Genomic DNA, 11,323 nt, shown 5'->3' with positions numbered 1-11,323 from the left:
GCTCGGAGACCCGCCGATCGGCGTCGGCTCGCACGTGCGACGGGTCGCTTCCTTCATGGGCAGGCGGATCGAGTACGTGAACGAGGTGACGCGGCTCGATCCCGGTTCGGTGCTCGAGATGCGCTCGGTGAAGAGCCCGTTCCCGATGCACATCACGTACGCGTTCCAAGACGCGCTGGGCGGGACGCAAACGAGCGTTCGGGTTCAGGGCGGCACGAGCACCTTCTACCGCCTGGCCGGTCCGCTGTTGTCGCGACAGGTGAAGAAGAACGTGCAGGCGGATCTGGGGCGCTTGAAGGACATCGTGGAGAAGGACAAGTCTCGATGACGATCCATGGAACAGCGACCTTCACCGTTCGAAAGGATGAGCTCGACGGAGCGCTCCGGGCCATCCGAACGTTCGTGGCGCACACCAGGACGGAGCCCGGAACCAACCGTTACGAGGCGTGGCGTTCGGTGGACCGCCCGACCGAGTTCATGCACATCATGTCGTTCGCCGACGAGGCCGCAGAGGAGCTCCACTCGTCGAGTGATGCGGTCAAGACCTTCGTTGACGCACTGTATCCACGATGCGAGCAAGAGCCGACGTTCGCAAGGTGGACGATCGTCGAATGAAGGATGACTCCCCGCACTAATCGAGGACCGGACGCGGCCTAACCCGATAGCGCGGTTCCGATTCGAGCTCCGCAAAAGCCCTCGGACATCTCGAAGTCACGCTCGTCCACCGACTCGTCCCAGCTGAACTCGGGCACGAGCATCGAACGTTCGAGGCGCAACACCGTGCCGTGCACGTCGTAGCGGGATGGGTCATCCTCGGGCCGTACCGCTGTCATCACCGCGAGCCCGTGGTCGGGGTCCTCGTCGCACGACATCCAGTGGAGGTGCGTGACCGACCCGTACCACACGAAATCGTCCGCGCCAGCCGCGATTCCGAACTCGTCGTGCCACGGGTCTCCAGGCGCGGCGACGACGAGCCGCTCGAGGCCGGTGGTTTGGTCGAACCGGTAGAGCGAGAAGATCACGGTCGACACGCCCGCCCGGCTTTGGATCGCCACCTCCGAGCGGCCGTCGCCGTTCACGTCGGGGGCCGAGAAGACCCGGCAGAGCCATTCATGGCTGCACTCCGGAAGATCGCGTGAGATCGTCGGTGCCCCGTCGAACCCGGCTCCCATGTCGACGCGAACCTCATACATGCCCGGCGCGACGTCCTTGCGGTCGCAGTTCTGTGTGCCGTAGACCGTGATCAAGTCGAGGGCGCCGTCGCCATTCAGGTCGGCCTCGACGCTCGTGCGCTCGCACCAGACCGCCGGCGTTGGAGCGGGAGTCGGCGTGACGCCCTCCTCCGCGAGCCCCGTCGCTGCCGCGGGCGCGAACACTCTGGACAACCCGTAGACGCTCGCGCCGGTGCCGATAACGGCAAGGATCACGATCGCCGATACCGCGCGATTTCGCCGTTCCACGGGCGGATCTGGGCGGTTCACGGCCGCATCCTTCCGCGGAGTCCGCGCGGTCGCAAGAGCAAGGGCGGGTGTCCCCCGACTGACATCGCGCATCCGACCCTAGACTCGGGGACATGACGCTTCAGCGGATGGACAACGTCCTCCTCGTTGTCGACGACCTCGAGGCCGCGATCGCGTTCTTCGTCGAACTTGGTATGGAGCTCGAGGGCGAGGCGACCGTCGAGGGACGGTCGGTCGACCGCGTCGTCGGGCTCGACGGCGTCAGAAGCGACATAGCTATGATGCGGACCCCCGACGGTCACGGGCGGCTCGAGCTTGACAAGTTCCACACGCCGACGGCGGTCAGGGCCGAGCCAGAAGACGCGCCGGTGAACACGCTGGGCATCCGTCGCATCATGTTCGCCGTCGACGACATCGATGACGTCCTCGGCCGCCTGCGCAACCACGGCGCCGAGCTCATTGGCGAGGTGGTGCAGTACGACGACCAATATCGGCTCTGTTACGTCCGCGGCCCCGAGGGGATCATCGTCGCACTGGCCAGCAGCTCAGCTGAACGCTGACAGGGAACGGCCGCTCACCCAGAGCTCTAGTTTTCCCCGGCGGCATGTCGAACCGGGTACCCCGGCTCCGACCACATAGCGGAAGGGCGACATCGGAGCGACTGGCGCGAAAGGGGGAGCCTGCGGGCGGTCCCAAACGACGGAGGGAGACGCCGTGAAGTACATGATCATGATGTTCGGCGACCAGAACAACATGGTGGAGACGAAGACCCCTGAGTGGATCCGCAACATGATCGCGTTCATGAAGGACCTCAACCGCGAGCTCGAGGAGTCCGGGGAGCTCGTGGACAGCCAGGGGCTCGTCGACCCGAGCCAGGCGACGACGGTCAGGTTCCAGGAAGGTGCTCCGATCCCGACCGACGGGCCGTTCGCCGAGGCGAAGGAGTCGCTCGCGGGCTACTTCATCGTCGACGCGACCGACGAGCGGGCGATGGAGATCGCCTCGCGGATCGTCGCCACCATCGAGGAGCCGATCGAGGTGCGTCGGGTCGCCGACGCACCCCCAGAGGACTACACGAGCTGAGGAGGAGTCCGATGCAGAGGATCAACCCATACCTGTGGTTCAACGACCAGGCCGAGGAGGCCGCCAACTTCTACGTCGAGGTGTTCAACAACCGCCCCGGAACGCACGCGGCGTCGAAGGTATTGAACGTTGCACGCTACGGCGAGGCGGGACCGGGCAAGCCCGGAACCGCGATGACCGTGAACTTCGAGCTCGACGGGCTCGAGTTCGTCGCGCTGAACGGCGGGCCGCAGTTCGCGTTCACCGAGGCGATCTCCTTCCTCGTCCCGTGCGAAACGCAAGCGGAAGTCGATCACCTGTGGGACACGTTCACGAAGGACGGCGGCGAGGAGAGTCAGTGCGGATGGCTGGAGGACAAGTACGGACTCTCGTGGCAGATCATCCCGAACCGCTTGATGGAACTGCTCGGAGACCCAGACCCTGGGCGCTCGCAGCGAGCGATGGAGGCGATGCTCAAGATGCAGAAGATCCACATCGCAACGCTGGAGCGTGCCGCGGACGCCGCCTAAGCGTGCGATCGATGAACGGCTTCGAGGACCTGCTGCGTGATCTCGCGCCGCAGGTCCTCGGCGCGTTGGTACGCCGGTACGGTCAGTTCGACGCGGCCGAGGACGCCGTGCAGGAAGCACTCGTCGCGGCGGCGCAGCGCTGGCCGACGAACGGCGTTCCCGATGACCCGCGAGCGTGGCTCTCCACCGTCGCCTCTCGGCGTTTGGTCGACGAGTGGCGGAGCGAGAGCGCGCGACGGCGTCGCGAGCAGAACGTCGCGACGCTCGAGCTTCCCGTGGCCCTATCCGACGCCCCCGCCGAGGACGAGACGCTCACGTTGCTGTTCATGTGCTGCCACCCATCGCTCTCCGCGCCGTCACAGCTCGCGCTGACGTTGCGCGCGGTCGGCGGGCTCACCACCGCCGAGATCGCAAACGCGTTCCTCGTCCCCGAGGCGACGATGGCGCGGCGGATCAGCCGCGCGAAGCAGAGCATCAGGGACGCGGGCTTGCGGTTCGACCTTCCGCCGGAGAGCGAACGGGCCGAGCGGCTCCGCGTGGTCATGCAGGTGCTCTACCTGATCTTCAACGAGGGCTACACGACGAGCGGCGGTCCGGAGCTGCAACGCGGCGACCTCACCGCCGAAGCGATCCGGCTGACGCGGATGCTCCACCGTCTCGTTCCAGGCGAGGCCGAGGTGTCGGGGCTGCTCGCGCTCATGTCGCTCACCGACGCGAGGCGAGACGCGCGAACGGACCAGGACGGCATGATCGTGCCGCTCGCCGAGCAGCGCCGCGACCGTTGGGATCGAACGCAGATCGACGAGGGCGTGGCGCTCCTCAGCCGAACGCTCGGAACGGCGCCGCTCGGGCCGTACCAGGTTCAAGCGGCGATCGCAGCTGTGCACGACGAAGCGGCAGCGGCCGAGGAGACCAACTGGCCGCAGATCCTGGCCCTGTACGAAGTACTCGAACGCGTTTCGCCGGGGCCGATCGTCACGCTGAATCGCGCCGTCGCCCTGGCCATGGTGCACGGACCACGCGCCGGACTCGCGCTGCTGGGAACGCTCGACTCGGACGACCGCATGGCCCACACGCATCGACTCGAGGCCGTGCGAGCGCATCTGCTGGAGATCGCCGGCGACGTCGCTGCGGCGCGCGAGTCGTATCTGGGCGCAGCGAGGATGACCGCAAGCGTTCCAGAACAGCGGTACCTCGCGCTGCGCGCGGCGCGGCTTTCCTAGTCCCCGAACGACCTGCTCGCGGTCACGAGCCCTTCTTCCATAGGTCCCAGCTGTACGCCACGTGCATCCCTGCGCGTTCGTACAAGCGCGTCGCACCGGTTGGGTTCTCGGCGTCGACGCCAAGCTCGCATCGCGCGATGCCGCGTCGCCGAATCTCGGCGAAGGCAGCTCGGAGGAGCGCGAGGCCGATGCCTCGTCGGCGCCACGGCCTCCGCACACCGAGGAGGTTCACCTCCCCCGTGTCTTCCGCTCGCGGCGTAGACGCTGAGCAGCATGCGGCACCGACTATTTCGTCACCGCCGACGGCGACGAACCACAGCGTGGCGTCGAACCGGGCGCCTTCCCCGTCGATGCGAGACCGTTGGAAATGGTCGAACGTCTCCGACCACGAACCCCAGTGATCGGCGAAGGCCTCCGCGATCGCGTCGTAAACGCGGCGTTCATCCGCGGCGCGCTCGAACGTTCGGATCTGGATCCCGTCGGGCGTCGTGCTGCTCCCGAAGGCAGCGGAAAGCTCGATGCGCATCTTCCAGAACGTTCGCTCGTACATGTAGCCGAGCGCCCGAAAGAGTCGCGCGGCGGGCTCATTGCCGGCGAAGCGCGCGACCCACGTAACGACGCCCGACCCTGGCCCGCCTGCTCGCGCGAAGACATCTATCTCGCCGCGCTGGATGAGCCACGCGCTCATGCCCTGCCCCCAGAAACGAGGTCGCACGAAAGCGGTGAGTTGGAACTCGCTCGTGTCCCACTTCTCTACTTGCAGGTAGCCGGCGAACGAACCGGCACCCTCGACGAGGATCACATCCAGCGGCGTTGCATCGTCGCGCGGCATTGTCAGCTCGTCGCGCGTCTCCTCCGTCGTGGTCCAGGGGAATCCCGCTTCGGCTGTCGTGACCTCGTTGATGATCTCGGCGATGGCCGCCGCGTCGTCCGGTGTGGGAGCGCGCACCGTGAAGCCATCGGGGGGTTTCGGTCCGTGTCGCATACAGCAGACACTACCGAGCACGGTCTGCGGCCCAGCAAGGGCTGGCCAGCGCTAGAACGGGACCAAGGCGATCTTGGCCGGCCCGATCTCGTGTCGGTCGTCTCCGACGACGACATCGACGGAGCGGTCCAGGCGACGGTTCCACACAGTCAAAATGAGCTGACCCTCTCGACGGCGAACGTTCGACAGCTCGATGTCGCCGTCGATGGGCAGGAGCGAACCGGACTGCGGTCGATCACCATCGGCGCGCGCAGGCGCAACAACAAGGGCCAGCGCGAACCGCTCCCAGTTGCGCAACAGTCCGTCGTGCTCGGCGTCAGGCCAGACGCCGAGGACGAACTCCGTCTTCCCGATCATCTGCGCGTTCGGCGTGGGCGTTCCCGGGCCGGCCGGCCACGGTCGCGTGGCGAGCTTCTCCTTGCTGATCGCGCCGACGCATCGGAGGAGCGTGACGGCGAGCTCTCGCCCGTCGACGACCTCGTACTCGAACACGCCCTCGCCGAACACGGCCGTCTGCGAAGCCATGACCACGTGCCGCGCCGGCCACGTGGGCGAGGCCGTCTCGATCGAGCTCCCCTCGCCGACGAGCGGACGGTCGACGAGCTCGAATGGAGCACCGGCGACGGCGCGATCGGTCGTGTCTGGCAGTTCGATGTGAAGACGCAGCCGATGGTCCTCCCGTTCGTTCTGGATGACGCCCTCGAGCCGGAAGAACGGCTCATCAGCGCGTCGCGAGACACGCACGTCGACGCGGAGCCCGTCCCATTCGGCCTCGAACGCCCGGCCCTCGACCACGACGCTGGTCGGCGGTGACCGACGATGATCCCTTTCGGCGGGACACCAGTTGTAGAGGTCTCCGACGTCCGGCTCGTCGAACAACCGCACCGGCGTTCCGTCCACGGACACTCCGGAGCCGTCCGCGAGCGGTTCGAGGGAGATGCCCGCGAACGGCAACCCGGGGGCGCGATCTGTGACCGCGTACCCGAACGGCGGTACGCCGTCCCGCTCGAACGGCGACGGGTTGAACCGGATCACGCCGGAACCGCTCACCTCCTTGCCCAGCGCGGAGAGCGCTCGTTCGACGATCGACTCCCCGATCTCACGCGCTTCGGCGAACCTCGCGTCGACGTCGATTGCCACCTGATCGTGCGAGCACCCGCACGCCGAGTCGTGCGCGCCGTTCCACAGCAGGAGCGTCCACGCTCGTCGCAGCTCGTCCTCGGGCCACTCGAAACCGGGAACGAGCGCCGCCAGCGGCTCGGCGTAGCGCTCGATCAGTGCTTCGACGCGTCCGCGCTCACGCTTCTGCTGCACGCGGGCGGAGTACACGTTCGGCAGCAGGTGCGCCCGAGCGCTCGAGCGGAGCTCACCTCGCCAGACGGGGAGCTCGTCGGTCCACGTCAGCGCGCCGACGTGCTCAGCGATGCCGGCGATCGCCACGTCGAGCTCGCCGGGTAGCTCGGCGGTCGCGAGCCGATCCGGCATCGTGGGGTCCGGACCCGAGTGGTCGTAGCCGACCATCAGCACGACGCGCCGATCGCGCGAGTACGGCAACAGCCGTTCGACCTCGCCGCGCATGACGTTGGCGAGGGGCTCCTCGTCGCGCATCAGCTTCCACCCGCTCGAGTACCCGACCGGCAGCGACTCGGTCAGGACCTCGCTTCCGTCCGGCGACTGCCACCGGAACGTCGACGTCGGGATGGAGCTCGGCACGCCTCGCCACACCATCGCGCGGTCGACGCCCGCCAATCGCAGGATCTGCGGCATCTGCCCGATGTGGCCGAACTGATCGGGCATGTAGCCGACCTCGAGCGCCCGACCGAGCTCGCGAGCGCGTTCGAGTCCCATCTCCAGGTTGCGGATGTGCGACTCGCCCGAGGTGAGGAACTCATCCATCTGCGCGACCCACGGTCCCGCCGACAAGCGACCGTCGCGAACGTGCGCAGCGAGCTCGTCGGTGCGCTCCGGACGACGTTCCAGATAGTCGTCGATCATCGCCGTCTGTCCGTCGAGGTGGAAGTGCGGGAACCCGTCGGCGGCGAGGTCGAGCAACGTGTCCATCATCTGCTCGAGCCGCTCCGAGAAAACCGCGAACGGCTCGTACCACTCCCGGTCCCAGTGCGTGTGCGGAACGAGCGTCACACGCACGGGTTCGGCAGTCACGTTGGACCTTCCTCGAGGATCCGCCGAAGGACCGGCAGCACGAGCCGATCTTTCTCGCGATCAGCCGCCTCCTTCGAACGGATGACATCGGCGAGCGAAGCGATAGCGGTCTCGACACCGAGGATCGTGAGGTGCACAGCATCACGTGACAGGTCGTCGTAGCCCGTCGTGCCCGCGGGGACGAACGTGATGTCGAGCCGGCCGTGGTCGGTCACCAGGTTCCAGACGTTGTTCTCGGTCAGCGATCTCCTGTCGTGGCCGAACGGGACGCCCTCGGGTTCACTGACGGTCCAGATCTTCGCGTTCATCGCGCGCAACGCGTCCGAGAGACGGCGCACGTTCTCCTCGGAGCGATCCGGCACGACGTCGACATCCACCGTGACGTAGGGCGAGCCATGGATCACCGCGGCAAACCCCCCGACGACAACGTACCGAACGCCGTGGTCCCGGAGGACCGACAACATGCGTTCGGGGGCGAGCTCAGGCTCCGGCACGGGCCCGCTCCAGCGCAGCACGACCTGCCCGCGCGAACCGGAGCGCTGCTTGGTGCTGGCGGACGCGGGCGTCAACGTCGAGCGCAAGGTTTGCGAGCGCTCCATGCCAGTCGGAGTCGTCCGCTGGCGTGATCGAGGCGACGAGGTCCAGATCGCACGCTCGAACGAGGTCGACGACCCGCTCGAACGACGGCGCCGTGGCCCCGACCTCGATTCTCGCGATCTGCGGCTGGCTCAGGCCGGCCCTGGTCGCCAGCTGACGCTGCGTCAGCCCTGCCCTCCTCCTCGCCTGCAGCACGAACTGTCCACCCGTCACAGCCAACCAATCCGATGCACATGTCGTATCATGCAATGCATAGAATACATCAAGATGATACATCCCTCGCGTCGGGCGGTCGAACGGCTCGCCGAGCGGCGGCCCTTGAAGGCCGCCTATTCCGCCGCCGCTGCGAGCAGCTCGGCGACCTTCCGGACCGATACCTTGAACTCCGCAGGCTTTCGGACCGTGAACCGCCAGCCGAACACCGCAAGCCAGCGCGCGGCCGCATCGAGGTCGTCCGAACGGATCCGCAACAACACACCGCCCTCGGTCTCCTGAGGGTCGCCGACGGTGCGCGGGATCCGTTGCCTCGCCTCCTGGATCGTCGTGTCGAACACCACTTCGACCTCCTGCCCCCACGGGATCTGCGCGATCGACCTCGCGACGTGGTCCGGCGCGTCGAATCCCTCCGGGACCACCGCCCGCTCCCGACGCATCTCCGCGCGGACGATCCGATCGATACGGAACGTTCGGATCTCGCCCGACCGGTCGTCGTGGCCGACCACGTACCAGCGGGCGAAGTGGAAGACGATGCCGTAGGCGGCGACGGTTCGGTCCGACTCCTCACGTCCCGGCGTCGCGTAACGGATCAGCACCTTCCGCCGCGCTCGGATCGACGACGCCAGCGTCAGGACAACTTCCGTGGCCGGCGGTTGTGGTTCGCGCGGTTTCCAGGTGAGTCCGAGACTTCCCTCCAGGGCGCCGACGCGATCGCGGAGCTCGGTCGGAAGGACGCGGAGGATCTTGGCGAGCGCTTCGTCATTGGCCGGCTCGTCGATCGAGATGCCCGTTCGCTTGCTGAGAACCAGCCCGAGGACCACGGCGGTGGCCTCGGCGTCGGTGAGCATCAGCGGCGGGAGCTTGAACCCCGGACGAAGCCGGTATCCACCGTATGGGCCGCGCTCGGCTTCCACCGGGATGCCCAGCTCCACGAGCTTCACGGCGTAGCGCCGCACCGTCCGCGGATCCACCTCGAGCCGGTCGGCGAGCTCGCGGCCGCTCACACGTCCGCGGGCCTCGAGCAGCTCCAGCATCGCGAGCAGCCGGGTGGCCGGGCGCGAGCCGCCGTACACCGTCACGTTTGATCCTCTCGTGCGCGTCATGAACGTTGGGAAGATATCTCGGGATCAGGACCGAAAGCGTCCACATTCCCTTCTACGGTCCGTGCCGATGTGGCGGGATCCTTTTCGGTCCGGTGAGTTCCGGGACGGATCCCTGTCTGAGGGACTAAGCGGCGTCGCGCGCGGCGTTGCAACCGAAGAGAGCGAAGGAGGGGTTCCGTGACATCAGCCATCGAAGCCGAAGGTCTGGTCAAGGACTTCGGAAAGGTTCGCGCACTCGACGGGATCGACATGGTCGCCCGCGAGGGAAGCGTGTTCGGTCTGCTCGGTCCGAACGGAGCCGGCAAGACCACCGCGATCAGGGTGCTGTCGACGCTGCTCCAACCGACGGCCGGACGGGCCTCGGTCGGCGGTTACGACGTGGTGCGTCAACCGCGCGAGGTGCGGAGGCTGATCGGGCTCACCGGTCAGTACGCGGCGGTCGATGAGCTGCTGTCCGGCCAAGAGAACCTGTACATGATCGGGCGGCTGCTCGGACTGTCGACGCGAGACGCTCGAGCGCGCGGGAAGGAGCTGCTCGATGCGTTCGATCTGTCCGACGCGGCCGGCAAGTACGTGAAGCAGTACTCGGGTGGCATGCGGCGTCGGCTCGACCTGGCGGCAAGCCTCGTCGGGCGTCCCCATTTCCTGTACCTGGACGAGCCGACGACGGGACTCGATCCGCGGAGCCGGCTGGAGCTGTGGGGGATGATCCGCACGCTCGTCGCCCAAGGGACGACCGTGCTCCTCACCACGCAGTACCTCGAGGAGGCGGACCGGCTCGCGGACGAGATCGTCGTCATCGACAAGGGCCGCGTGATCGCTGCCGGAACGCCGGCGCAGCTGAAGATGCGCATCGCCGGGCAGGTACTCGAAGCGCGCCCGGTCGATCCGGCCGACCTCGCCGCCGTGGAGAAGATCCTGTCGTCGTTCGCCGTGGGTGACGAAGCCGCGTACAACGACGGACAGCTGGTGACGGTGTCGATCGCGGAGCGCTCCGCGCTCGGGCAAGCCGTTCGGCGGCTCGACGAGGAGGGCATCGTCGTGGAGGACCTGTCGCTGCGACGTCCCAGCCTTGACGAGGTGTTCCTGGCCATCACCGGACACCTGGCCGAGGACGAGCGCGATCCGCGCGATGACGACCACGAAAGGAGCACGACATGAGCGCCGTTTCCGTTGCCCTCCCGTCGACCGGGCGGACGAGCGCGCTTCGCAACACGCTGACGATTGCTCGCCGCAACCTCCTGCACATCAAGGCCACGCCCGAGCAGCTCGTCGAGATGACCATCCAGCCGCTGATGTTCCTGGCGCTGTTCGTCTACGTGTTCGGCGGCGCGATCGCCAGCTCGAGTCGCGAGTACCTGCAGTTTGCGCTCCCGGGGATCATCGTCCAGGGTCTCGCCTTCCTCCCGTTCACCACGGCGATCGCTCTGAACGTGGACTTCCAGCGTGGCGTCATCGACCGGTTCCGGTCGCTCCCCATCAGCCGGTCGGCCGTCATCGGGGGGCGGATCCTCGCGGACAGTGCCCGCATCGTGTGGAGCGTCGTGATCATCACGGCGTTCGCGACGCTGCTCGGGTTCCGGTTCGGAGGCGGGTTCGCCGGCGCGGTGGGTGCATTCGCCCTGGCCATCGCGTTCGGGATCACGATGTGCTGGCCGATGGCGTTCATCGGGATCACCGCCCGGACGACCGAGTCGGTGAACACGTGGGGCTTCATGATCATCCTGCCTCTCTCGTTCGCCAGCACTGCATTCGTGCGCGTCGAGACGATGCCGGGGTGGCTCCAGGCGTTCGTGAAGGCCAACCCGCTGACGTCGGTGATCGACGCGGTACGGGGCCTCATGCTCGGCGGTCTCCCCGTGGCGCGGCCGGTGATCCAGGCGGTGTTGTGGATGGCCGCGCTCACGGCGGTGTTCGCGCCGCTGGCCATCCTCCGGTACCGCCGGCGCGTCTAGTTCAGTTGCCTCGAGGTCGCGGGCCGGGC

At 67.3% G+C, this 11,323-nt stretch carries 14 protein-coding genes; 8 read left to right on the top strand and 6 right to left on the bottom strand.

Annotation, left to right across the window (positions count from 1 at the left end; all coding sequences use genetic code 11):
- Positions 1 to 328, top strand: a 328-nt coding sequence (locus VFA08_10330) for an SRPBCC family protein (GenBank protein ID HYZ13987.1), incomplete at its 5' end; no start/stop codon positions are given.
- Entirely contained in the window at positions 325 to 615 is a 291-nt protein-coding gene (locus VFA08_10325) for a putative quinol monooxygenase (protein HYZ13986.1), read from the top strand. The genes VFA08_10330 and VFA08_10325, both read left to right, overlap by 4 nt.
- A 38-nt stretch (positions 616 to 653) precedes the next feature.
- On the opposite strand, the gene VFA08_10320 is transcribed toward VFA08_10325, so the two are convergent.
- A complete protein-coding gene (locus VFA08_10320; protein ID HYZ13985.1) occupies positions 654 to 1,481 on the bottom strand; it encodes a hypothetical protein in 828 nt (275 codons plus the stop codon).
- 92 nt (positions 1,482 to 1,573) lie between these two features.
- On the opposite strand from VFA08_10320, the gene VFA08_10315 reads away from it, so the two are divergent.
- The 4 genes from VFA08_10315 to VFA08_10300 all read left to right on the top strand — a co-directional run bounded on the left by VFA08_10315 (position 1,574) and on the right by VFA08_10300 (position 4,275).
- Positions 1,574 to 2,020: a VOC family protein gene (locus VFA08_10315; protein HYZ13984.1), complete on the top strand. Its 447-nt coding sequence runs from the start codon at positions 1,574 to 1,576 to the stop codon at positions 2,018 to 2,020.
- A gap of 163 nt (positions 2,021 to 2,183) precedes the next feature.
- On the top strand, positions 2,184 to 2,543 hold the full coding sequence (locus tag VFA08_10310) for a YciI family protein (protein ID HYZ13983.1): 360 nt from the start codon (positions 2,184 to 2,186) through the stop codon (positions 2,541 to 2,543).
- Positions 2,544 to 2,554: 11 nt separating this feature from the next.
- Complete coding sequence (locus VFA08_10305; GenBank protein ID HYZ13982.1) at positions 2,555 to 3,052, top strand: VOC family protein; 498 nt, start codon at positions 2,555 to 2,557, stop codon at positions 3,050 to 3,052.
- A gap of 11 nt (positions 3,053 to 3,063) precedes the next feature.
- The gene (locus VFA08_10300) at positions 3,064 to 4,275 is read left to right on the top strand and encodes a sigma-70 family RNA polymerase sigma factor (GenBank protein HYZ13981.1); all 1,212 of its coding nucleotides are present in this window, start codon (positions 3,064 to 3,066) and stop codon (positions 4,273 to 4,275) included.
- A 22-nt stretch (positions 4,276 to 4,297) separates the two neighbouring features.
- On the opposite strand, the gene VFA08_10295 is transcribed toward VFA08_10300, so the two are convergent.
- From VFA08_10295 to VFA08_10275, 5 genes are all read right to left on the bottom strand, one after another.
- A complete protein-coding gene (locus tag VFA08_10295; GenBank protein HYZ13980.1) occupies positions 4,298 to 5,224 on the bottom strand; it encodes a GNAT family N-acetyltransferase in 927 nt (308 codons plus the stop codon).
- An 87-nt stretch (positions 5,225 to 5,311) separates the two neighbouring features.
- On the bottom strand, positions 5,312 to 7,423 hold the full coding sequence (locus VFA08_10290; protein ID HYZ13979.1) for a hypothetical protein: 2,112 nt from the start codon (positions 7,421 to 7,423) through the stop codon (positions 5,312 to 5,314).
- On the bottom strand, positions 7,420 to 7,917 hold the full coding sequence (locus tag VFA08_10285; GenBank protein ID HYZ13978.1) for a hypothetical protein: 498 nt from the start codon (positions 7,915 to 7,917) through the stop codon (positions 7,420 to 7,422). The genes VFA08_10290 and VFA08_10285 overlap by 4 nt, the downstream gene beginning before the upstream one ends.
- Positions 7,904 to 8,233 (bottom strand): helix-turn-helix domain-containing protein, encoded by a 330-nt coding sequence (locus VFA08_10280; protein HYZ13977.1) that lies wholly within the window; start codon positions 8,231 to 8,233, stop codon positions 7,904 to 7,906. The genes VFA08_10285 and VFA08_10280 overlap by 14 nt, the downstream gene beginning before the upstream one ends.
- Positions 8,234 to 8,349: 116 nt before the next feature.
- On the bottom strand, positions 8,350 to 9,315 hold the full coding sequence (locus VFA08_10275) for a YafY family protein (GenBank protein HYZ13976.1): 966 nt from the start codon (positions 9,313 to 9,315) through the stop codon (positions 8,350 to 8,352).
- A gap of 201 nt (positions 9,316 to 9,516) precedes the next feature.
- On the opposite strand from VFA08_10275, the gene VFA08_10270 reads away from it, so the two are divergent.
- Together VFA08_10270 and VFA08_10265 are read left to right on the top strand one after the other, a co-directional pair.
- Positions 9,517 to 10,500 carry an ATP-binding cassette domain-containing protein gene (locus VFA08_10270; GenBank protein ID HYZ13975.1) on the top strand — a complete coding sequence of 328 codons (984 nt, stop codon included), beginning with the start codon at positions 9,517 to 9,519 and terminating at the stop codon, positions 10,498 to 10,500.
- The gene (locus tag VFA08_10265) at positions 10,497 to 11,294 is read left to right on the top strand and encodes an ABC transporter permease (GenBank protein ID HYZ13974.1); all 798 of its coding nucleotides are present in this window, start codon (positions 10,497 to 10,499) and stop codon (positions 11,292 to 11,294) included. Before VFA08_10270 ends, VFA08_10265 begins: the two co-directional genes overlap by 4 nt.
- The last annotated feature ends 29 nt before the right edge of the window (positions 11,295 to 11,323 follow it).

The organism is Actinomycetota bacterium (assembly GCA_035640355.1).
Classification (GTDB): domain Bacteria; phylum Actinomycetota; class UBA4738; order UBA4738; family HRBIN12; genus CALGFI01.
Note: the sequence above shows the minus strand (reverse complement) of the source record. Positions and strands in the feature narration are given on the sequence as shown.

Bases quoted from the DNA above. Each gene is read 5' to 3' on its own strand.
- VFA08_10325 (HYZ13986.1), top strand. From the start codon at position 325: ATGACGATCCATGGAACAGCGACCTTCACCGTTCGAAAGGATGAGCTC.
- VFA08_10315 (HYZ13984.1), top strand. From the start codon at position 1,574: ATGACGCTTCAGCGGATGGACAACGTCCTCCTCGTTGTCGACGACCTC.
- VFA08_10310 (HYZ13983.1), top strand. From the start codon at position 2,184: ATGATCATGATGTTCGGCGACCAGAACAACATGGTGGAGACGAAGACC.
- VFA08_10305 (HYZ13982.1), top strand. From the start codon at position 2,555: ATGCAGAGGATCAACCCATACCTGTGGTTCAACGACCAGGCCGAGGAG.
- VFA08_10300 (HYZ13981.1), top strand. From the start codon at position 3,064: ATGAACGGCTTCGAGGACCTGCTGCGTGATCTCGCGCCGCAGGTCCTC.
- VFA08_10265 (HYZ13974.1), top strand. From the start codon at position 10,497: ATGAGCGCCGTTTCCGTTGCCCTCCCGTCGACCGGGCGGACGAGCGCG.